General features: G+C 73.3%; 16 protein-coding genes and 1 pseudogene. 9 read left to right on the top strand and 8 right to left on the bottom strand.

Annotated elements, in window-relative coordinates; genetic code table 11:
* Positions 1-21 precede the first annotated feature (21 nt).
* Both WA762_RS00995 and WA762_RS00990 read left to right on the top strand, forming a co-directional pair.
* Entirely contained in the window at positions 22-702 is a 681-nt protein-coding gene (locus WA762_RS00995; RefSeq protein WP_335931911.1) for a TetR/AcrR family transcriptional regulator, read from the top strand.
* Between the two features lie 297 nt (positions 703-999).
* Positions 1000-2022: an endonuclease/exonuclease/phosphatase family protein gene (locus WA762_RS00990; protein ID WP_335931909.1), complete on the top strand. Its 1023-nt coding sequence runs from the start codon at positions 1000-1002 to the stop codon at positions 2020-2022.
* 105 nt (positions 2023-2127) lie between these two features.
* Here the strand turns inward: WA762_RS00990 and WA762_RS00985 are convergent, their stop codons facing one another.
* The 6 genes from WA762_RS00985 to WA762_RS00960 form a co-directional block, all read right to left on the bottom strand.
* Positions 2128-3888: an NAD+ synthase gene (locus tag WA762_RS00985; protein ID WP_335931907.1), complete on the bottom strand. Its 1761-nt coding sequence runs from the start codon at positions 3886-3888 to the stop codon at positions 2128-2130.
* Between the two features lie 132 nt (positions 3889-4020).
* Positions 4021-5817: a multicopper oxidase family protein gene (locus tag WA762_RS00980; RefSeq protein ID WP_335931905.1), complete on the bottom strand. Its 1797-nt coding sequence runs from the start codon at positions 5815-5817 to the stop codon at positions 4021-4023.
* A 64-nt stretch (positions 5818-5881) separates the two neighbouring features.
* Positions 5882-6052, bottom strand: a complete 171-nt coding sequence (locus WA762_RS00975) for a hypothetical protein (protein ID WP_335931903.1) — start codon at positions 6050-6052, stop codon at positions 5882-5884.
* A 289-nt stretch (positions 6053-6341) separates the two neighbouring features.
* Positions 6342-6767: a CBS domain-containing protein gene (locus WA762_RS00970; protein WP_335931901.1), complete on the bottom strand. Its 426-nt coding sequence runs from the start codon at positions 6765-6767 to the stop codon at positions 6342-6344.
* A 179-nt stretch (positions 6768-6946) separates the two neighbouring features.
* Positions 6947-7726: a DUF305 domain-containing protein gene (locus WA762_RS00965; protein ID WP_335931899.1), complete on the bottom strand. Its 780-nt coding sequence runs from the start codon at positions 7724-7726 to the stop codon at positions 6947-6949.
* Positions 7723-8409: a DUF3105 domain-containing protein gene (locus WA762_RS00960; RefSeq protein WP_335931897.1), complete on the bottom strand. Its 687-nt coding sequence runs from the start codon at positions 8407-8409 to the stop codon at positions 7723-7725. The genes WA762_RS00965 and WA762_RS00960 overlap by 4 nt, the downstream gene beginning before the upstream one ends.
* A 254-nt stretch (positions 8410-8663) precedes the next feature.
* On the opposite strand from WA762_RS00960, the gene glnA reads away from it, so the two are divergent.
* The 4 genes and pseudogenes from glnA to WA762_RS00940 form a co-directional block, all read left to right on the top strand.
* The gene (gene glnA / locus WA762_RS00955) at positions 8664-10025 is read left to right on the top strand and encodes a type I glutamate--ammonia ligase (protein WP_335931895.1); all 1362 of its coding nucleotides are present in this window, start codon (positions 8664-8666) and stop codon (positions 10023-10025) included.
* A gap of 300 nt (positions 10026-10325) precedes the next feature.
* Complete coding sequence (locus WA762_RS00950) at positions 10326-11246, top strand: putative protein N(5)-glutamine methyltransferase (RefSeq protein ID WP_335931893.1); 921 nt, start codon at positions 10326-10328, stop codon at positions 11244-11246.
* 48 nt (positions 11247-11294) lie between these two features.
* The gene (locus WA762_RS00945) at positions 11295-14285 is read left to right on the top strand and encodes a bifunctional [glutamine synthetase] adenylyltransferase/[glutamine synthetase]-adenylyl-L-tyrosine phosphorylase (protein ID WP_335931891.1); all 2991 of its coding nucleotides are present in this window, start codon (positions 11295-11297) and stop codon (positions 14283-14285) included.
* A gap of 2 nt (positions 14286-14287) precedes the next feature.
* Positions 14288-15166, top strand: a pseudogene (locus WA762_RS00940) (amidohydrolase family protein); the annotation flags it as partial.
* A 55-nt stretch (positions 15167-15221) separates the two neighbouring features.
* On the opposite strand, the gene WA762_RS00935 reads toward WA762_RS00940, so the two are convergent.
* A complete protein-coding gene (locus tag WA762_RS00935; protein ID WP_335931889.1) occupies positions 15222-16286 on the bottom strand; it encodes a phosphatase PAP2 family protein in 1065 nt (354 codons plus the stop codon).
* Positions 16287-16384: 98 nt separating this feature from the next.
* The gene (locus WA762_RS00930; protein WP_335931886.1) at positions 16385-17452 is read right to left on the bottom strand and encodes a LacI family DNA-binding transcriptional regulator; all 1068 of its coding nucleotides are present in this window, start codon (positions 17450-17452) and stop codon (positions 16385-16387) included.
* A gap of 520 nt (positions 17453-17972) precedes the next feature.
* Here WA762_RS00930 and WA762_RS00925 point away from each other — a divergent pair.
* The 3 genes from WA762_RS00925 to WA762_RS00915 are packed head-to-tail and all read left to right on the top strand — an operon-like array spanning position 17973 to position 21170.
* Complete coding sequence (locus tag WA762_RS00925; protein ID WP_335931884.1) at positions 17973-19247, top strand: extracellular solute-binding protein; 1275 nt, start codon at positions 17973-17975, stop codon at positions 19245-19247.
* 19 nt (positions 19248-19266) lie between these two features.
* Positions 19267-20283 (top strand): carbohydrate ABC transporter permease, encoded by a 1017-nt coding sequence (locus WA762_RS00920; RefSeq protein WP_335931882.1) that lies wholly within the window; start codon positions 19267-19269, stop codon positions 20281-20283.
* On the top strand, positions 20280-21170 hold the full coding sequence (locus WA762_RS00915) for a sugar ABC transporter permease (protein ID WP_335931880.1): 891 nt from the start codon (positions 20280-20282) through the stop codon (positions 21168-21170). The genes WA762_RS00920 and WA762_RS00915 overlap by 4 nt, the downstream gene beginning before the upstream one ends.
* Positions 21171-21240: the final 70 nt, after the last annotated feature.

Here is a 21240-nt window from a genome sequence, read left to right as displayed (position 1 = left end):
GGACGGTGCGGCGAGAGGTGGATGTTCGTGCGGGCAGAGGCACAGGGGCCGGACCGGGACCGCCCGGCCGGGAAGGAACCGGAACCGCGCAGGGGCCGGCCGCGCAGCGCGGCGGCCGAGCGGGCGATCCTGGACGCCGTCGTCGGGCTGCTGGAGGCCGGAGAGCCCCTCGCCGCCCTGTCCATCGAGCGGATCGCCCGGACCGCCGGGGTCGGCAAGGCGACCATCTACCGGCGCTGGAGCGGCAAGGAGGAGCTGTTCGTCGACGTCCTGCGCGCCATCGAACCCCCCGAACCCGCCGTCTCCGGCACCGCGGGCCTCGACGACCTGCGCCTGCTGCTGGACTCGCTGCGCCGGCGCAGCCTCGCCCAGCGGTCCTCCGTCCTGCTCCACAACGTGTTCGCCCAGATGAAGAGCCACCCCAGGCTGTGGTCCGAGTACCAGCGCACGGTCATCGTCCCGCGCCGCGGCGCCATGCTGGCCGCGGTGCGCAGGGCGGTCGACGCGGGCGAGCTCCGCGACGACCTGGACGTGGAGCTCATGAACGACATGGTCGTCGGGCCCATGCTCGTCCGCACCATCCACCGGCCGGACGCGCCGCTGCCCGAGGACCTCGCCGACCGGATCGTCCGGGCCCTGACCGAGGGACTCGCCCCCGCGGGCCGCCGGCCCGGCGGGGCGGGGGAGGCCGTGGCGCGGTGAGGCCCGGGCGGGCCGTACGGGCCGTGTCGGCCGGGAGCCGCGGGACGCGGGAGCCGGCGTGGACCGCCCGGCCCGTCCGGTCGCCGGCCGTCCGGCCGCCGGCTGACGCGCCCGGGACCGGGGCGATTGTGATCGTTCTGTCACAAGCCCCGCCACAACCCTCCCGGCCGGAACCCAGCGGACCCCGCCCTTCGTCCTCGTGGCAGTACCGCCGTCGTGGACGGTCGGGAACGCGCCGCTCATCGCCTAGGGTCGAGGACGCGGCGACACGCACGGCGAGGCAGTGAGGACAGCGCGATGGTGCAGGCGTACGGAGCGGACACCGGGAACGACCGCACGGAGCCGGGGACCACCGGGCCCCTCCTCCGGGATCTGCGCGGACGGTGGCAGCGCGCCGGGGGCGTCTGGCGGCGCGGGGTCGTGCTGGCCGTCTGCTCGGTCCTGGTGACCCTCGTCATGGTCTTCCACGCCCAGATCCCCAACGCCGTCGGCAATCTGGGCAGCCTCACCGAGACGTTCCTGCCGTGGATCGGCGTCGTCCTCCCGCTGCTGCTCGTCCTCGCCCTGGTGCGCCGCTCGGCGACCGCCCTGATCGCCCTGGTGCTGCCGGTCGCGGTCTGGCTCAACCTCTTCGGCGGACTGCTCACCGGCAAGTCGGCCGAGGGCGGCGACCTCACCGTGGCCACCCACAACGTCAACGCCGACAACCCCGACCCGGCGGGCACCGCCCGGAAGGTCGCGAGCTCCGGCGCCGACGTCGTCGCCCTGGAGGAGCTGCCGACCGACGAGGTCGCGAAGTACGAGGCGGCGCTCGCCAGCAGCTACCCGTACCACTCGGTCCAGGGGACCGTCGGCCTGTGGAGCAAGCAGCCGATGCGCGACGCCCGGGAGGTCGACATCAAGATGGGCTGGCCCCGGGCGATGCGGGCCACGGTGACGACGCCCCGGGGCGACGTCGCCGTCTACGTGGCCCACCTGCCGTCCGTGCGCGTCAAGCTGCACGCCGGATTCACCGCCAATCAGCGCGACTCCAGCGCGGACACCCTGGGCGAGGCCATCGCCGACGAACGGCTCGACAGGGTGATCCTGCTCGGCGACCTCAACGGCACGATGAACGACCGCTCGCTCAACGCGGTCACCTCGCAGATGCGGTCCACCCAGGGCGCGGCCGGCGACGGCTTCGGCTTCAGCTGGCCGGCGTCGTTCCCGATGGCGAGGATCGACCAGATCCTGGTCAAGGGCGTCGAGCCGGTCTCCTCGTGGACGCTCCCGGCGACGGACAGCGACCACCTCCCGATCGCGGCACGCCTCCAGCTCTGACCGGTACGCCCGTACGGACCCCGCCGTACGGACCCGCGTCGCGCCGGGACGGGGCCGGCGCGGCGCGGACACCGGGCCGTCCCCGCCGGGCCCGGGCCCCGTCGCTCAGCCCGACTCGCGCCACCGGTTGGTGATCGGCAGCCGGCGGTCCTTGCCGAAGCCCTTCGGGGAGATCTTCGTGCCCGGCGGGTACTGTCGCCGCTTGTACTCCGCCGTGTCCACCATCCGCAGCGTCTTCGCCACCAGCGCCTCGTCGAACCCGGCCGCGACGATCTCGGCCAGCCCCTGGTCCCGGTCGACGTACAGCTCCAGGATCCGGTCCAGCACGTCGTAGTCGGGCAGCGAGTCGGTGTCGACCTGGTCCGGGCGCAGCTCGGCGCTGGGCGGCTTGGTGATGGACGCCTCCGGGATCGGCGGGGTCTGCCCGCGCTCCTCGGCGGCCCGGTTGCGCCACTTCGCCAGCCGGAAGACCGACGTCTTGTACACGTCCTTGATCGGCCCGTACGCCCCGACCGAGTCGCCGTACAGCGTCGAGTAGCCGACCGCCAGCTCGGACTTGTTGCCCGGCGCGAGGACGATCTGGCCCTCCTGGTTGGAGACGGCCATCAGCATCGTGCCGCGCAGCCTGGACTGCAGGTTCTCCTCGGCGAGACCGGTGAGCCCCAGCGACTCCATGTACGCGTCGAACATCGGCTCGATCGGCACGGTGCGGAAGTGCAGCCCGGTGCGGCGGGCCAGCTCGGCCGCGTCGTCCTTGGAGTGGTCCGAGGAGTACTTCGACGGCATCGAGACGCCGTACACGTTCTCCGCGCCCACCGCGTCGCAGGCGATGGCCGCGACCAGCGCCGAGTCGATCCCGCCGGACAGCCCGATCAGAACGCTGCGGAAACCGTTCTTCGCGACGTACGCGCGGAGTCCCACGACCAGCGCCGAGTACAGCTCCTCGTCGTCGTCCAGCCGCGGCGCGCACTCCCCGGCGTGCTCCGGCTCGTACGCCGGGACGGGGTCCTCGGAGAGCACCACGCGGTCGATCCGCAGCCCGTCGCTCACGGCGCCGGTCGGCGCGTCGGCCGCGGCGGCCGGCAGGTCCAGGTCGAGGAGCACGCACCCCTCGGCGAACTGCGGCGCACGGGCGATGACTTCGCCGTCCCGGTCCACGACGATGGAGTCGCCGTCGAAGACCAGCTCGTCCTGGCCGCCGATCATCGCGAGGTACGCGGTGGTGCAGCCGGCCTCCTGGGCCCGCTTGCGGACCAGTTCCAGCCGGGTGTCGTCCTTGTCCCGCTCGTACGGCGAGGCGTTGATCGACAGCAGCAGCCCGGCGTCCGCCGCCCGCGCGGCCGGCACCCGGCCGCCGTCCTGCCAGAGGTCCTCGCAGATCGCCAGTGCCACGTCCACGCCCCGCACCCGCACGACCGGCATCGAGTCGCCCGGCACGAAGTAGCGGAACTCGTCGAACACGCCGTAGTTGGGCAGGTGGTGCTTGGCGAAGGTCAACGCGACCCGACCGCCGTGCAGCACGGCCGCGGCGTTCCGCGGGGCGCCGGCCGGCTGGCCGTAGCGCGGCTGGGCCGTCTCGGAGCGGTCGAGGTAGCCGACGACGACCGGCAGCTCCCCGAGGCCCTCCGCCTCCAGCCGGGCGGCGAGCTCGTGCAACGCCCGGCGGGACGCCTCGACGAAGGACGGCCGCAGGGCCAGGTCCTCGACGGGGTAGCCGGTCAGCGTCATCTCGGGGAACGCCACCAGATGGGCGCCCTGTTCGGCGGAGTGCCGGGTCCAGTGGACGACCGCCTCGGCGTTGCCGGAGAGATCGCCGACGGTCGAGTCGATCTGATTCAGTGCGAGACGTAGTTGAGGCACGCGCATCAGTGTAATCGTCGGATTGACGCGATGTCCCGGCGGGGGACGCGGGCGCTGCCGCGCACCCCGCCGGGCGGGGCCGGAGACGGCACGGGGCGGGCCGGCGGCGCGGGCGGCCGCGGCGGCGCGGGCGCGGGGTCAGCGGAGGTAACCGAGGACGGTCATCATCCCCACGTCCGAGTGATAGATGTTGTGGCAGTGGAGCATCCACAGACCCGGATTGTCCGCGTCGAACTCCACCGCCACCGAACTGCCCGGCCGGACGATCGCCGTGTCCTTGCGCGCCCACTGGCCCGTCGGCCGCCGGGACGCCCGGTGCCGGGGCCCCGCCGCCCCCACCAGGCCGAACGAGTGCCCGTGCAGATGCATCGGGTGCCACATCGACGTGACGTTGTAGAACTCCAGCCGGACCCGCTCGCCCGCCGCGACCGGATGCCGCCGGGCCGGGTTGTACGGCCGGTGGTCGAAGCCCCAGTCGTACGCCTTCATGTTCCCGGTCAGCTTGAGCCGGATGATCCGGTCGGGCTCCCGGACGGGCAGCGCCACCGACGGGTGCGGCGACAGGCGGTCGGCCTCCACCAGCAGCCCGTCCAGCTCCTTGGGCCGCACGGAGGCGGCGGGCGGCGTGCCCATCCCGGTGCGCAGCAGCGCCAGCGCCGCCGCCCCCTTGCCCTCGGCGAGCGCGGTCAGCGGGAACACCCCGTCCTTGGCGGTGACGATCACGTCGTACCGCTCGCCCATGCCCAGCACCAGCGCGTCCGTGGTGGTGTGCTGGACCGGGTAGCCGTCGGTGTGGGTGACCGTCATCCGGTGACCGCCGAGCGCGACCCGGAAGGCGGTGTCGCCGCCGGCGTTGATGATGCGCAGCCGGATGCGGTCGCCGGGCTTGGCGAGGAAGGTGCTGGGGGACTTCGGGGCGCGGCCGTTGATCAGGTAGTAGGGGTAGTCGACATTGCCGCCGTGGCTGTCCAGCAGGTCGCTGAAGCCGCCGCGCATGATCCGCGAGGGGCCGGAGCGGCGCCCGCCCGGCCCGGCGGCCTTCGGCGCCCCGGAGGGCGTGGCGGCCCCGGGGAGGCGCCGGCGCGCGCCGCCCTTGTCGTCCGCCCCGTCGTCCCCGCCGCCGTCGCCCCCGTCCGTGTGGCCCGCGTGGCCGGGGGGCCGGGTGCCGCCGCCGGACCCGTGGCGCTTCCCGCTGTGGTCCATGCCGCCCCGGCCCCCGCTCAGCTCGTCGAGGACCCCGTCCGGCGTGGAGCCGTCCACCCCGTCCACCCAGTCGTCGAGGACGACGACCCACTCCTTGTCGTACGCGAGGGTCTCCTTCGGGTCCTCCACGATCAGCGGCGCGTACAGCCCCCGGTCCTGCTGGACCCCGGTGTGCGGATGGAACCAGTACGTCCCCGGGTGCGGCACCTTGAAGCGGTACACGAAATCCGCGCCCGGCTTGATGGGCCGCTGCGTCAGATCGGGCACGCCGTCCATGTCGTTGCGCACGTTGAGGCCGTGCCAGTGCAGCGTGGTCGTCGCCGGGAGGTGGTTGGCGAGGGTGAGCGTCACCCGCTCGCCCACCGTGAACCGGAGCTCCCGCCCCGGCAGCCGCGCCTCGTAGGCCCAGGAGCCGACGACGAGTCCCCCGCCCAGGTCGAGGCGGGACGGGGTGGCGGTGAGGTGGAACTCCCGGGCGGGGCCGGCGGGCCGTCGGGCCTCGGCCTCGGCGACCTCCTTGCCGTCGGGGGAGACGTACTCGCCCTCGTCTCTCCCGCCGCGGCGGTCTCCGTGGTTCGCGCCGCCGGGCGCCGGGCCGCCGGCGTGCGCGCCGCCGGGCTCCGGGTCTTGGCGGGCCGGGTCGGATTCGCCGGAGCAGGAGGCCAGGACCGCCGCCCCGGCGGTCGCGGCGGCCGCGCCGAGCACGGCGCGTCGGGTGGGTGGAGTGCGCATGACGGAGTGCACCTCGGGGTGTTGTCGGTACGGCGGGCTGCTGGGGAGGGGGAGGAGTCCCCTCCTATATGCGCAGCGCCGACGGCCAGGCGGCGAGGCTCCGGCCCGGCCGGGGGAACGGCCGCAGTGCCGACGGCACCCGCGCCGAGGCACCCGTGACGAGGTGGGCGATCCCGACGAGCAGCGCCACCAGCACGGAAAACTGTCCGTGTGTCGCACGTCCACTCTGGGTCATGATCGGCACCTTACCCCGGTTGGGTATACGCCGCGCGGGGAGGCGTCCGGACGTGTGCGGGGGCGCGCGGCGCAGGTGAGGAAACGTATCGCCCCAGTGCTGACGGGGTCGGCGCGGCGGTGTCCGCCCGCCGCCCCGCACTTCGTTCCGCCCCGCCCCCGGAGGACCTGAGGGCGGGCGGAGACCCCGAGGGTCCCGGGGGCGGGCAGACGGAGGCCCGGCGTCCCCAGGGGAGGGGTGCCGGGCCATCGGGTACGAGCAGGAGGCCGGGGGCGGGCCGCGCGACCCGTCAGCCGCGGGCGTAGACGTTCTCCATCCAGCAGGCGAGCTGCTCGTCGGAGAGGTGCTGTGCCAGGTCGGCCTCGCTGATCATGCCGATCAGCTTCTTGTTCTCCACCACCGGCAGCCGGCGGATCCGATGCGTCTGCATCTCTTCGAGGACCTGGTTCACGTCCGCGCCGGCGTCGATCCAGCGCGGGGTGCCCTGGGCCAGCTCGCCCGCGGTCATCCTCGCCGGATCGTGCCCCATCGCCACACAGCCGATCACGATGTCGCGGTCCGTGAGGATGCCGATCATCCGGTCCTGCTCACCGCTGGCCGAGATGGGCAGCGCGCCCACCTTGTGGTCGCGCATCAGCTGCGCGGCCCGGTCGAGCGTCTCGTGCGCGGGGATCCAGGTGGCCCCGGTGTGCATGATGTCCTTCGCAGTGGTCATGGGGAATTCCTCCTGCGTGCCGACGGGCATGCGGTCGACCCCCGAGCGTCTCCATCGTCATACGCCTGTTCGGAGGGCGCGACCGCAAGCGCCTGTTCGGGTGCCCCCGGGGCCCCGGGGAGCCGCTCACGCGACGGGCCGCGCCCCGCCGTTCACAGACCGGCTCCGGCTCCCGTCGTTCACGGACCGGACCCGGCGCCGCGCTCCCGCAGCATCCCGGCCATCATGTCCAGCTCGGCCCGCTGGGCCTCCACCATCCCCGCGGCCAGCCGCTTCTCCGCCTTCACCGAACACAGCCGGGCGCAGCCGCGCGCCATGTCGACGCCTCCCCGGTGGTGGTCGGTCATCAGCCGGAGATACCGGATCTCGGCGTCCCGGCCGCTCGCCGCGCGGAGCCGGTCCAGGTCGGCGCGGGTGGCCATGCCGGGCATGAGCGGGACGTCGTGCGGCCGGGCGCCGGCCCCCGCCGAGCCGCCCGCCGTGTGCCCCTCGTGCGCGCCGTGGCCCTCGTGCGCCGCGTGCCCTCCGGACCCCGGACCGCCGTCCGCCATCCACGCCATCGGCCCCCGCCCTCCGGGCGTCGTCTTCGGCAGCTCCCAGAGGTCCAGCCAGCCCAGCAGCATGCCCCGCTGGTTGGCCTGGGTGTTGGCGATGTCGTACGCGAGACGGCGCACCTCCTCGTCCCGCGTGCGGTCGCGCACGAGGAAGGACATCTCGACGGCCTGCTGATGGTGGATTGCCATGTCCCGGGCGAACCCGGCGTCCGCGGAGTCCGCGGCGGGCGTGCGCGCGGCGGCGGACCCGGCGGCGGACCCGGCGGCGGGGGAGGGGCCGACGGGGCGCCGCGCCCCGCCGTCCCCGGCGGAGGCGACCGACGCCGCCCCCGCGCACAGCAGCGCGAGCCCCACGGCGGCCCCCGCCGTCCATCCGGCGCGCCGGCCGCGCCGCACCGGGGTCACGGGGCCGCCGCCAGCCCGCCCGAGCAGGACGCGCCGGGCTCGGGCGTCTGCGGGCCCTGTACGAACGCCGAGAAGAACCGGTCGACCCGCGGGTCGTCGGCGCCGTCCACCGTCACCTGGTTGCCCCAGGCGGTCAGCATGATCGCGCCGGCCTGCCCCCGGTACGGGCTCATCAGCGAGTACGGCGTCCGGCGGACCCGTTCGGCGAGCTTCGCCACGTCGGCGTCCGGGGCCTCGCCGGTGTACGTCACCCACACCGCTCCGTGTTCCAGCGAGTGCACGGCGTTGACGTCCGGCACGGACTTCTCGTAGACCTCGCCGTCGCAGTTCATCCACACGGGGTTGTGGTCGCCGCCGACCGGGGGCCTCATCGGGTAGTCGACCGGCCCGGTGACGTGGTTGCGGGTCAGCTTCGCCGTGTCCCAGGTCCGCAGTCCGGCGATCGGCCCGTCGGCCGGTCCGCTCCGCTCCGGCGCGGGCGGCTTGGCGTCCTCGGCCCCGGCGCGGGCGGCGCGGGTGTTCTCCGACGCCTCGGACCTGTTCAGCACCGCGTACGAGCCGAACCCGGCCAGGCCCACCACGACGAGCACACTGAGACTTATGGCCAGGACGCGGTTGCGGCGGTCGTGCGGGCGGCCGGCGCCGCCGGTCTGCTCCGAGTGGGTCCGGGGGTCGAGGCTCATGTCGTCAGGTCCTTCTGCGAAGAGGCGGGAAGGGACGGAAGGCAGTGGTGACCGGCGCGCACCGGGCCGCCGTCCGAGACGTGCATCGGCGGCTTCGCCCCGTGGGCGTCATGGGCGCAGATCGTAGTGGGTGGCCGGGTGCTCCATCTCACTCCGTGTGCGTAATCTGGGTGAAATCCCGGGTCGTGATACTGGAGCTCCTCCCCTACCCCGGGCGGTGGTGCACAGACCGTCTGAACTGCAAGGATGTGGCTATGGGCAAGCAGCAGGAATTCGTCCTCAGGACGCTTGAGGAGCGCGACATCCGCTTCGTACGGCTGTGGTTCACCGACGTCCTCGGCTACCTCAAGTCCGTCGCCGTGGCCCCCGCCGAATTGGAACAGGCGTTTGACGAGGGAATCGGCTTCGACGGCTCCGCCATCGAGGGCTTCGCCCGGGTGTACGAGTCCGACATGATCGCCAAACCGGACCCGGGCACCTTCCAGATCCTGCCGTGGCGCGCGGAGGCCCCCGGCACGGCCCGGATGTTCTGCGACATCCTGATGCCCGACGGCTCCCCGTCCTTCGCGGACCCGCGCTACGTCCTCAAGCGGATCCTCGCCAAGACCTCCGACCTGGGGTTCACCTTCTACACCCACCCGGAGATCGAGTTCTTCCTCCTGAAGGACAAGCCGGTCGACGGCAGCCGCCCCACCCCCGCCGACAGCTCCGGCTACTTCGACCACACCCCGCAGAACGTCGGCATGGACTTCCGCCGCCAGGCGATCACCATGCTCGAATCCATGGGCATCTCGGTCGAGTTCAGCCACCACGAGGGCGCCCCCGGCCAGCAGGAGATCGACCTGCGGTACGCGGACGCGCTCTCCACCGCCGACAACATCATGACGTTCCGGCTGGTGATGAAGCAGGTCGCGCTGGAGCAGGGCGTGCAGGCGACGTTCATGCCGAAGCCGTTCTCCGAGCACCCCGGTTCGGGCATGCACACCCACCTCTCCCTCTTCGAGGGCGACCGCAACGCCTTCTACGAGTCGGGCGCCGAGTACCAACTCTCCAAGATCGGCCGCTCGTTCATCGCCGGTCTGCTCAACCACGCGGCGGAGATCTCCGCCGTGACCAACCAGTGGGTCAACTCCTACAAGCGCATCTGGGGCGGCTCCTCCCGCGCCGCGGGCGCCGGCGGCGAGGCGCCTTCGTACATCTGCTGGGGCCACAACAACCGCTCCGCGCTCATCCGCGTCCCGATGTACAAGCCCGGCAAGACCGGCTCGGCCCGCGTCGAGGTCCGCTCCATCGACTCAGGCGCCAACCCCTACCTCACCTACGCGGTGCTGCTCGCGGCGGGCCTCAAGGGCATCGAGGAGGGCTACGAACTCCCGGCCGGCGCCGACGACGACGTCTGGGCCCTGTCGGACGCGGAGCGCCGCGCGATGGGCATCGAGCCGCTGCCGCAGAACCTGGGCGAGGCGATCTCGCTGATGGAGAAGAGCGAACTGGTCGCCGAGACGCTCGGCGAGCACGTCTTCGACTTCTTCCTGCGCAACAAGAAGCAGGAATGGGAGGCCTACCGCAGCGAGGTCACCGCCTTCGAGCTGAAGAACCTGCTGCCGGTGCTCTGATCGCGGGGCCGCGGGGCCGCCGCAGGGCCTTCGACGAGCGGGGCGCCCCGGGCCGCGGGGCGTTCCCGGCGCGCGGGACGTCGCCGGTGCCCGCCGCGTTCCCGGCGCGCGGAGCGTTCCCGTCGTGGGGCGGCTGGGGTATCGTGACGCGTCCCCGTGCGGGGACCCGTCAGGAACGGACCGAGGAGGTGAGACCCATCAACGCTGTGTCAGGTCGGGCGCTCCCTCCCCGGGATCGCGTGGTCCAGCCGATGTGATCGGCCGCGGAGCGCCCATCGGCTTCCCGGAAGGCTCCGCTTCATGCCGGTTCACGCTTCACCGCTCGTCGTCTCCTCCCTCGTCGCCCGACTCCGCGCCGCGGGCTGCGTGTTCGCGGAGGACGAGGCGGCCCTGCTCGTCTCCGAGGCCGCCGACCCCGCCCGACTCGCCGCCATGGCCGAACGGCGGATCGCCGGACTTCCCCTCGAACACGTCCTCGGCTGGGCCGAGTTCGGCGGACTCAGGGTCGCCGTCGACCCCGGGGTGTTCGTGCCCCGCCGCCGTACCGAGTTCCTGGTCCGGCAGGCCGCCGGACTCGCCGCGCCCGGAGCCGTCGTGGTCGACCTCTGCTGCGGCTCCGGCGCCCTCGGCGCGGCGCTCGCCGCGACCCTGGACGGGATCGAGCTGCACGCGTCCGACGTCGACCCCGCCGCCGTACGGTGCGCCCGCCGCAACGTGGGCGCCGCCGGACGGGTCCACGAGGGCGATCTCTTCGAGCCGCTCCCCGGCGCCCTGCGCGGCCGGGTGGAGATCCTGCTCGCCAATGTGCCGTACGTGCCGACGGACGACGTCGAACTGCTTCCGCCCGAGGCCCGGGTCCATGAGCCCCGCGTCGCGCTCGACGGCGGCGCGGACGGCCTGGACGTGCTGCGACGGGTCGCCGCCGAGGCCCCGCGGTGGCTCGCGCCGGGCGGACACCTGCTGGTCGAGACCAGCGAACGCCAGGCGTCCCGGGCCGAGGAGACGGTCGCCCGCGCGGGCCTGGTCCCGCGCGTGGTCGCCTCCGACGAGCTGTACGCCACCGTCGTGATCGCGACCCGGCCGGGCGCCCCGCCCCGTCCCGCCGCGCCGGACGCCCCCGTCTCCCCGGCGGCTTCCGGGAGCCGGGCGCACACCGTCCGGCGGACGGCCGCCGGGCCCCGCGGCGAGCTGCCGACTCCATCGACGGGGGACAGCCCTTAGGCTCGGAACGCTGGATCATGTGGGGACGGCGAGCAGGAGAGCACGGAGATGACGACGGCGCCGGGACGCAGAAGCAGTACGTTCACCCGACTGCTGCGGCACGGATTCACCGACCCGTCCGCCGCCGAGCGGCTCCTCGACCTGCCCGAGCTGGCCTCCGTGCGCTCCGATCCGGTGCTCCTCGACGCCCTCGGGGCCACCGCCGACCCGGACCTGGCGCTGCACGGCGTCGCCCGGCTGGTGGAGGCCCAGGAGCCGGACGAGCGGCGGACGCTGCTGGACACCCTGGTCACCGCCAAGCCGCTGCGGGACCGGCTGCTCGGGGTCCTCGGGGCGTCCGAGGCGCTCGGCGACCACCTGGCCCGCCACCCGCGCGACTGGCACGCCCTCGTCACCTACGAGGCCGCCGACCTGCACCCCGGGCTGCCCGAGTTCGAGCAGGAGCTCGCCGGGGCCGACGACCCCGACTCGCTGCGCGTCGCCTACCGCCGGTGCCTGCTGGCCATAGCGGCCCGCGACGTGTGCGGGACGACGGACGTCGCCGAGACCGCCGCCGAGCTGGCCGACCTGGCCACGGCGACGCTGCGGGCCGCGCTCGCCATCGCCCGGACGGCCGCGCCCGCCGACGCCGCCCGCTGCCGGCTCGCCGTCATCGCGATGGGCAAGTGCGGCGGGCACGAGCTGAACTACGTCTCCGACGTCGACGTCGTCTTCGTCGCGGAACCGGCGGGCGGCGCCGACGAGGGCGCCGCCGTGCCCGCCGCCACCCGTCTGGCCGCGCACATGATGCGGATCTGCTCCGACACGACGGCCGAGGGCACCATCTGGCCCGTCGACGCCAACCTCCGGCCCGAGGGCCGCAACGGGCCGCTCGTGCGGACGCTGTCCTCGCACCTCGCGTACTACCAGCGCTGGGCCAAGACCTGGGAGTTCCAGGCGCTCCTCAAGGCCCGGCCGGTGGCCGGGGACCCGGAGCTGGGCGCCGAGTACGTCGAGGCCGTCTCCCCGCTCGTCTGGCAGGCGTCGGAGCGGGAGAACTTCGTCCCCGACGTGCAGCGGATGCGCCGCCGGGTCGTCGACAACATCCCCGCCGACCGCGTCGACCGGGAGCTCAAACTCGGCCCCGGCGGACTGCGGGACGTCGAGTTCGCCGTGCAGCTGCTCCAGCTGGTGCACGGCCGCAGCGACGCCACCCTGCGCAGCGGCACCACCCTGGAGGCGCTGCGGGCGCTCGCCGCGGGCGGCTACGTGGGCCGGGTGGACGCCGCGCAGCTCGACGACGCCTACCGCTTCCTGCGCGCCCTGGAGCACCGCATCCAGCTCCACCGGCTGCGCCGCACCCACCTGGTCCCGGAGCACGAGGCGGACCTGCGGCGGCTCGGGCGCTCCCTCGGGATGCGCACGGACCCGATCACCGAGCTCAACCAGGCGTGGCGGCGGCACGCCGCCGTGGTGCGCCGGCTGCACGAGAAGCTGTTCTACCGGCCGCTGCTGGACGCCGTCGCCCAGCTCGCCCCCGGCGAGTCCCGGCTCAGCCCCGAGGCCGCCCGGCACCGGCTCGAAGCCCTCGGATACACCGACCCGGCCGACGCGCTGCGGCACCTGGAGGCGCTGTCCTCCGGCGTGTCCCGCAAGGCCGCGATCCAGCGCACCCTGCTGCCGGTGCTGCTGGGCTGGTTCGCGGACTCCGCCGACCCCGACGCCGGTCTGCTCGGCTTCCGCAAGGTGTCCGACGCCCTCGGCAAGACCCCCTGGTACCTGCGGCTGCTGCGGGACGAGGGCGCCGCGGCGGAGAACCTCGCCCGGGTGCTCTCGGCCGGCCGCCTCGCCCCCGACCTGCTGCTGAGGGCGCCCGAGGCGGTGGCGATCCTCGGCGACCCGCAGGGCCTGCGGCCGCGCGGCCGGGCGCATCTGGAGCAGGAGGTGCTGGCCGCCGTCGGGCGCGCGGACGGCGCCGAGTCCGCCGTCGTCGCGGTGCGCGGGGTGCGGCGGCGCGAACTGTTCCGTACCGCAGCCGCGGACCTCATCGGCTCCTACGGCACGGAGGAGCGCCCCGCGGAGGAGGACCCGGGCGCCCTCGTCGACCGGGTCGGGGACGCGGTCACCGACCTGACCGCCGCCACCGTCGCGGGCGCCCTGCGCGCCGCCGTCCGCGCGCAGTGGGGGGACACCCTCCCCACCCGGTTCGCGGTCATCGGCATGGGCCGGTTCGGCGGGCACGAACTCGGCTACGGCTCCGACGCCGATGTGCTCTTCGTCCACGCGCCGCGCGAGGGCGTCGACGAGCAGGAGGCGGCGCGGGCCGCGAACGCGGTCGTCGCCGAGATGCGCAGACTGCTCCAACTCCCCACCGCGGACCCGCCGTTGCTGATCGACGCGGATCTGCGGCCGGAGGGCAGGAACGGGCCGCTGGTGCGCACGCTGGCCTCGTACGGGGCGTACTACCGGCGCTGGTCGCTGGTCTGGGAGAGCCAGGCGCTGCTGCGCGCGTTGCCGGTCGCGGGCGACGAGCGGCTGGGCCGCGACTTCATCGAGCTGATCGACCCGCTGCGCTACCCGATGGAGGGGCTGGGGGAGGACGCGGTCCGGGAGATCCGCCGACTGAAGGCCCGGATGGAGTCCGAGCGGCTGCCGCGCGGCGCGGACCCGACGCTCCACACCAAGCTCGGGCGCGGCGGGCTGAGCGACGTCGAGTGGACCGTCCAGCTGATGCAGATGCAGCACGGCTGGTCGGAACCGGGACTGCGGACCACGCGCACCCGCGAGGCGCTGGCCGCCGCGTGCGCGGCGGGGCTGATCCCGGCCGAGGAGGCGCAGACCCTGGACGAGGCGTGGGTGCTGGCGACCCGGGTCCGCAACGCGGTGATGCTGGTACGCGGCCGGCCGGGCGACACCTTCCCGTCGGTGCCGCGCGAACTCGCCGCCGTGGGGCGGTACCTGGGGTACGAGCCGGGGCACGTCGGGGACATGCTGGACGACTACCGGCGGGTCACCCGGCGGGCCCGGGCCGTGATGGAGGAGCGGTTCTACGGGGCGTGACGCCCGGCGTCCACGGAGAGCGCGTCCACGGGGGAGCGCCCGGGGAGCGCGTCCGCGGCGAGAGGCCGAGGGATCGAAGCGCCGAGGGATCGAAGGGGCGGTCGCGAGGAGCGGTCGAGGGGGGCACGGCAAGCGACCGGGGGTGGCCGCGAGCGGCCGAGCGCCTCCCTCACCCGCCCTGCGGCCCCCGCGCCTCGCCCACCGAGGCGTTCTGGCCGGACCCGGAGGCGTACACCGCCGCCGTCCGCCATCTGCACCGCGCCGGGGTGCGCACCGCGACCCACGCCATCGGGGACGCGGCCGTGCGGCACGTGCTGGACACGGTGGAGGCCCTGGGGGAGAGCGGCCGGCTCCGGCACCGCGTCGAGCACATCGAGACCATGCCGGGCGAACTCGCCGCCCGGTTCGCCTCGCTCGGGGTGATCGCCTCGATGCAGCCCACCCACACCGCGTACACCCGCGCCGACCACACCGACGCGTGGTCGAAGCGGCTCGGGGACGAACGGGCCGGACGGGCCTGGCGCTGCCGCGACCTGCGCGACGCCGGGGCGTACCTCGCGCTCGGATCGGACTGGCCGATCGCCTCCTACGATGTGCGGCAGGTGCTGGCCACGGCCCGGCTGCGTCGGCTGCCCGGCGCGCACGACACCGAACCGGTCGCCGCCGAGCAGGCGCTGACCGGGCTGATGGCGCTGGAGGGCTGCACCTCGCACGCGGCGGTCGCCGCCGGGGAGCAGCGGTTGGCGGGACGGATCGCCCCCGGCTTCCGGGCCGACCTCACCGCGCTCGGGGTGGACCCGGTGGAGGCCCCGGCGGACGAGTTGGGGGAGGCGCCGGTACGGCTCACGGTGTGCGGCGGGCGCGTGGCGCACCGGGGGTGAGCGGCCCGTCGCCCGGCCCGGCCCCCCCGACGAGGACCGGGCCGGGAGGCCGGGGTCAGACGCCCGACGGTCCGGAACCGCCCGCCGCCGCACCGGCCACGTCCGCCGGGGGCAGGCCCGCCCGGGACCTCCCTCCCGCACCCGGGGCGGACGCCCGGGGCGTCGCGCCCGGCGCCCGCACCTGACGGGAGAGGCGGTGCGGCAGCGCGCCGTACCAGACGTACGAGACCGCGCAGCCGAAGGCCAGACAGAGCATCCCGCCCACCGCGTCCAGCCAGAAGTGGTTGGCGGTCGACACGATGACGATCAGGGTGGCCGTCGGGTACAGCAGCCCCAGCACCCGGGCCCAGGGCGTGGAGACCAGCACGAAGACGGTCAGGCCGCACCAGAGCGACCAGCCGATGTGCATCGACGGCATCGCCGCGTACTGGTTCGACATGTTCTTGAAGTTGCCCGAGGCCATCGAGCCCCAGGTGTGATGGACCAGGACGGTGTCGATGAAGTGACCGCCGGTCATCAGGCGGGGCGGGGCCAGCGGGAACAGGTAGTAGCCCAGCAGCGCCACGGCCGTGGTCGCGAACAGGGCCAGCCGGGCCGCCGCGTAACGGCCGGGGTGACGGTGGAACAGCCACACCAGCACGCACAGGGTCACGATGAAGTGCAGCGTCGCGTAGTAGTAGTTCATCGAGACGATCAGCCATGTCACGGAGTTCACCGCGTGGTTGACGGTCTGTTCGACGGCGATCCCCAGGTGCTTCTCGACCGACCAGATCCAGTCGGCGTTCCGCAGCGCCTGGGCCTTCTGCTCCGGCACGGCGTTCCGCACCAGCGAGTACACCCAGTAACTGACCGCGATCAGCAGGATCTCGAACCAGACGCGCGGCCGGCGCGGGGAGCGCGACGCCCGCAGGAAACCGGCCCGGCGCGGGGCGGACGGGACGGGGGACGAGGAGCGCGGTTCCGCACCGCCGTCCTCGTCGGGTCGGGCGGCCGGAGCCGGAACGGTCCCGCGCGGCCCGGCTTTCCGCTCCGCGGTCACGGTGCGGGCCGTCTCGCCCACGATGGGTGACGGGGTGGCATCCGGTCGACCCTCCTCAGACGTCACGCGCGATTCACCCATAGGGTCAGAGTCTGCCAGAAATGTTTCCCCCACCCGATCATCCTCCCATCGGTGCGATGCGGTACCCCTGGCGGGGTCGGACCGGGCGGCGAGCGGGATCAGGGGCGGCCGGACGCCACCGGTCCGGTACCGGCGGGCGGGGCCGGGGCGGGGCCCGGACCCGCCGCCGTGGAACCGCGCACCACCAGTTCGGGCATGAAGACGAACTCGCTGTGCGGGGCGGGGGTGCCGCCGATCTCCTCCAGGAGCGTGCGCACCGCGGCCTGACCCATCGCCGTCACCGGCTGACGGATCGTGGTCAGCGGCGGATCGGTGAACGCTATGAGCGGCGAGTCGTCGAAACCGACGACCGACAGATCGCGCGGGACCTCCAGCGAGAGCCGGCGGGCGGCCCGGATCGCGCCGAGCGCCATCATGTCGCTGGCGCACACCACCGCCGTGCAGCCCCGCTCGATCAGCGCCGACGCGGCGGCCTGCCCGCCCTCCAGGGTGAACAGCGAGTGCTGGATCAGCTCCTCCACCTCGTCCGGGCCGACCCCCAGCAGCTCCTGTACACAGGCCCGGAAGCCCTCGATCTTCCGCAGCACCGGCACGAAACGCTTCGGCCCGACGGCCAGCCCGATCCGCTGATGCCCCAGCGACACCAGGTGGGTCACCGCCAGCCGCATCGCGGCCCGGTCGTCCGGCGAGATGAACGGGGCCCGCACCTCGGGGGAGAAGCCGTTGACCAGGACGAACGGCACGCCCTTGGCGCGCAGTTGCTCATAGCGCCCCATGTCCGCGGAGGTGTCCGCGTGCAGCCCCGAGACGAAGATGATGCCGGAGACCCCGCGCTCGACCAGCATCTCGGTCAGCTCGTCCTCGGTGGAGCCGCCCGGCGTCTGGGTCGCCAGCACCGGGGTGTACCCCTGCCGGGTCAGCGCCTGGCCGATGATCTGGGCCAGCGCCGGGAAGATGGGGTTCTCCAGCTCGGGCGTGATCAGCCCGACCAGCCCCGCGCTGCGCCTGCGCAGACGCACCGGACGTTCGTAGCCGAGGACGTCGAGCGCGGCCAGCACGGATTCGCGGGTGGCCGCAGCAACACCGGGCTTGCCGTTCAGCACACGGCTGACCGTCGCTTCGCTGACCCCCGCCTGAGTTGCGATATCGGCAAGCCGTGCGGTCATGGAAGGGGACTGTACCGGGCGTGTGCCGGAATGCCCACCATCGGCCGGAGTTGGCCGCCTCCGGCCGACGGCCGCGGCCCCGCGCGGCCGCGCGCACGTCCGTGGCCGCGCCCCCGCCCTGGTCCGCGGCCTCGGTCCTCGCGGCGGTCCGCGGTGGCCCGCGCCTGGTCCGGGGCGGGCTCGCGCCCCGGACCAGGCCGTCCCGACTTCTGCCGCTCCCGGCCCCCGCTCCCGGCCGGGTCCGCGCCGTGCGCGGCAAATTCTTGCAAGGACTTGCGGGACCCCCGCGGGCGCCCTCGGGTCGCCCGTGAGGCCCCAAGATCACCTCGGCGGCCCGGCTCTGCCAGGGTTCGGCGGTCTCCGTCAAGGGTCTTGACGGCAACCGTGCGGACACGCGAATGTAACGATCGTCGAAGCTTGCAGAAATATTCCGCAAACTCTTTCGGCGTTCTTTCATCCTTGTTACGTTCACGTCGACCCGGCGCCGCGACGGAGCGGTACGGCAGTTGAAGGAGTTCAGATGCGACGTGGCATAACGGCCACCGCCCTGGTCGCGGCCCTGGCGCTCGCGGCGACCGCCTGCGGCGGCGACGACGAGTCCGGTGGTGCGAGCAAGGGCTCGGGCGAGCTGTCCGGCACGGTGACGTGGTGGGACACCTCCACCGCGGGCAGTGAGGACAAGGTCTTCAAGAAGATCGCCGAGGACTTCACCAAGGAGCACCCGAAGGTCCGCGTCAACTACGTCAACGTCCCCTTCGGCGACGCGCAGAACAAGTTCAAGAACGCGGCCCAGTCAGGCTCCGGCGCCCCCGACGTCATCCGCTCCGAGGTCGCCTGGACCCCCGAGTTCGCCGACCTCGGCTACCTCGCCCCGCTCGACGGCACCCCCGCGCTGAAGAACCCGGACGACTTCCTGAAGCAGGCCGCCGCGTCCACGAAGTACCAGGGCAAGACCTACGCGGTGCCGCAGGTCATCGACTCCATGGGCATCTTCTACAACAAGAAGATCTTCAAGGAGGCCGGGGTCGAGGTCCCCGGGACCGTCGACGAACTCAAGAGCGTCGCCAAGAAGATCAAGGACAAGACCGGCAGGACCGGGATGTACCTGCGCGGCGACGACGCGTACTGGTTCCTGCCCTTCCTCTACGGCGAGGGCGGCGACATGGTCGACGCCTCCGCCAAGTCCGTCACCATCGACGACGCCGCGGGCGTCAAGGCGATGAAGGTCGTCAAGGACCTCGTCGACTCCGGCGCGGCCAGGACGGACGCCACCGACGGCTGGGAGAACATGCAGGCGTCCTTCAAGGACGGCGAGGTCGCCATGATCATCAACGGCCCGTGGGCCGTCGCCGACACCTATGCCGGCAAGGAGTTCAAGGACAAGGCCAATCTCGGCGTCGCCCCCGTCCCGGCCGGCTCCGCCGGCCAGGGCGCCCCGCAGGGCGGCCACAACCTGGCCGTCTACGCGGGTTCCAAGAACCTCGACGCCTCCTACGCGTTCGCCGAGTACATGACCTCCGCCGACACCCAGGCCAGGGTCACCAGGGAACTGAGCCTGCTGCCGACCCGCACCTCCGCGTACGCCGAGAAGGACGTCGTCGACAACGAGATCGTCGGCTTCTTCAAGCCCGTCGTCGAGACCGCCGTCGAACGCCCCTGGATCCCGGAGACCGGCAGCCTCTTCGCCCCGCTCGTCACCGAGTACACCAAGGCGCTCACCGGCCAGACCACGCCGGAGAAGGCCGTCGAGGCCACCGGCGACTCCTACCGCAAGCTCCTCAAGGGCTGGAAGTAACAGGAAGGCGGGCCGGCTGATGGCTGTCCACACCGGCCAGTCGGTGGCGAGGGCCGCGGACGACGACGTCGTCCGCGGCCGGAGCCGCGGCACTGGCAACACCCCGCCGCCGGGCCGGTTCCGGCGGGCGCTGTCGACCCACTGGTACGCCTGGGCCATGGTCGCCCCGGTCGTCGTCGTGATCGGCGTGATCATCGGGTACCCGCTGGTCCGCGGGATCTACCTGTCGATGACCGACGCCGACGAACGCAACGTCGCCCGGTCCATCGGCGTCAACCACCTGCCCGCCACATACGAGTTCGTCGGCCTGGACAACTACGCCGACGCGCTCACCGGCGACCAGTTCCTCGGCACGCTCGGGTGGACCCTGGTGTGGACGGTCTCCTGCGTGGCCGTCTCCTTCGCCCTCGGCCTGGCCCTCGCCAACCTCCTCAACCGCAGGATCGCCGGCCGGTCCGTGTACCGGACGGCGCTGATCCTGCCCTGGGCCGTCCCCGGATTCGTCTCCGTCTTCGCCTGGCGGTTCCTCTACAACGAGGACCGCGGACTGCTCAACAAGGTCCTCTCCGGCGCCGGGATCGACGGCATACCCTGGCTGAACGACCCCGACTGGGCGAAGTTCTCCGTCATCGCCGTCAACGTCTGGCTCGGCATCCCGTTCATGATGGTCGCCCTGCTCGGCGGCCTCCAGTCGATCCCCGCCGAGCAGTACGAGGCCGCCGAGATGGACGGCGCCACCGCCTGGCAGCGGTTCCGCCACATCACCCTGCCCGGCCTGCGGCCGGTCTCCACCACGGTGGTCCTGCTCTCCACCATCTGGACCTTCAACATGTTCCCGGTGATCTTCCTGCTGACCCGCGGCGGACCCGGCGAGGCCACCCAGATCCTGGTGACCCAGGCGTACAAGTTCTCCTTCGAGATCAGCCCGCGCGACTACGCGCAGTCCTCCACCTGGGGCGTGCTGATCCTCGTGCTCCTGCTGCTCTTCGCCGCCGTGTACCGGCGGGTCCTCCGCACCCAGGGAGACGACTGGTGACCACCCTCCCCGCGACCCCCGCACCGGCGGCCCCCGCACGCACCGCGGGCAGGGTCCGGGCGCGCGGCGAGCGCGCGCCGATCGCCTCCGTCGGGCTGCACCTCACGCTCCTCGTCGCGTCCGTCGTCGCCGTCTTCCCCGTGCTGTGGGTCCTGCTCACCTCGCTGAAGCCCGCCGCGTACGCGACCACCACGGACTTCTTCAAGGAGACGACCCTCGAGAACTACACCAGGCTGATCCGGGACACGAAGTTCCTCACCTGGTTCGGCAACTCCCTGCTCATCGCGGGACTCACCACGCTCCTCGGCGTCGTCGTCTCGGCCTCCACCGGCTACGCCGTCAGCCGCTTCCGCTTCCCCGGCAAGCGCGGACTGATGTGGACGCTGCTGGTCACCCAGATGTTCCCGGTCGCCGTCCTCATCGTGCCGATCTACAACATCATGTCCGGCATGGGGCTGCTCAACCAGCCCGCCGGCCTCGTCATCACCTACCTCACCATCTCGGTGCCGTTCTGCGCCTGGATGATGAAGGGCTTCTTCGACACCATCCCCCGCGAGATCGACGAGTCCGGACAGGTCGACGGCCTCACCCCGTTCGGCACCTTCTGGCGGCTCGTCCTGCCGCTCGCCAAACCCGGCCTCGCCGTCACCGCGTTCTACTCCTTCATCACCGCCTGGGGCGAAGTGGCGTACGCCTCCGCCTTCATGGTCGGCGAGGACAACCTCACCCTCGCGGGCGGGCTCCAGCTCTTCGTCAACCAGTACGGGGCCCAGTGGGGCGCGATGACCGCCGCCTCGGTGCTCATCGCGATACCCGCCGCCCTGGTCTTCCTCCTCGTCCAGCGCCACCTGGTCACCGGCATGTCCGCCGGAGCCGTCAAGGGCTGACCCGCACCGCGCCCCGCCCGTCCGAGAGCCGCGCGCCCGCACGCCCCGCGCACCCGGGACCGTGCACCCC

The sequence above is a fragment of the Streptomyces tyrfis genome (assembly GCF_037034285.1).
In the GTDB taxonomy this organism is placed as follows: domain Bacteria; phylum Actinomycetota; class Actinomycetes; order Streptomycetales; family Streptomycetaceae; genus Streptomyces.
Note: the sequence above shows the minus strand (reverse complement) of the source record. Positions and strands in the feature narration are given on the sequence as shown.

What these genes read in the sequence shown, in the direction of transcription:
- WA762_RS00995 (WP_335931911.1), top strand. Translation starts at nt 22, where the DNA reads ATGTTCGTGCGGGCAGAGGCACAGGGGCCGGACCGGGACCGCCCGGCC.
- WA762_RS00990 (WP_335931909.1), top strand. Translation starts at nt 1,000, where the DNA reads ATGGTGCAGGCGTACGGAGCGGACACCGGGAACGACCGCACGGAGCCG.
- WA762_RS00985 (WP_335931907.1), bottom strand. Translation starts at nt 3,888, where the DNA reads ATGCGCGTGCCTCAACTACGTCTCGCACTGAATCAGATCGACTCGACC.
- WA762_RS00980 (WP_335931905.1), bottom strand. Translation starts at nt 5,817, where the DNA reads ATGCGCACTCCACCCACCCGACGCGCCGTGCTCGGCGCGGCCGCCGCG.
- WA762_RS00975 (WP_335931903.1), bottom strand. Translation starts at nt 6,052, where the DNA reads ATGACCCAGAGTGGACGTGCGACACACGGACAGTTTTCCGTGCTGGTG.
- WA762_RS00970 (WP_335931901.1), bottom strand. Translation starts at nt 6,767, where the DNA reads ATGACCACTGCGAAGGACATCATGCACACCGGGGCCACCTGGATCCCC.
- WA762_RS00960 (WP_335931897.1), bottom strand. Translation starts at nt 8,409, where the DNA reads ATGAGCCTCGACCCCCGGACCCACTCGGAGCAGACCGGCGGCGCCGGC.
- glnA (WP_335931895.1), top strand. Translation starts at nt 8,664, where the DNA reads ATGGGCAAGCAGCAGGAATTCGTCCTCAGGACGCTTGAGGAGCGCGAC.
- WA762_RS00950 (WP_335931893.1), top strand. Translation starts at nt 10,326, where the DNA reads ATGCCGGTTCACGCTTCACCGCTCGTCGTCTCCTCCCTCGTCGCCCGA.
- WA762_RS00945 (WP_335931891.1), top strand. Translation starts at nt 11,295, where the DNA reads ATGACGACGGCGCCGGGACGCAGAAGCAGTACGTTCACCCGACTGCTG.
- WA762_RS00935 (WP_335931889.1), bottom strand. Translation starts at nt 16,286, where the DNA reads ATGGGTGAATCGCGCGTGACGTCTGAGGAGGGTCGACCGGATGCCACC.
- WA762_RS00930 (WP_335931886.1), bottom strand. Translation starts at nt 17,452, where the DNA reads ATGACCGCACGGCTTGCCGATATCGCAACTCAGGCGGGGGTCAGCGAA.
- WA762_RS00925 (WP_335931884.1), top strand. Translation starts at nt 17,973, where the DNA reads ATGCGACGTGGCATAACGGCCACCGCCCTGGTCGCGGCCCTGGCGCTC.
- WA762_RS00920 (WP_335931882.1), top strand. Translation starts at nt 19,267, where the DNA reads ATGGCTGTCCACACCGGCCAGTCGGTGGCGAGGGCCGCGGACGACGAC.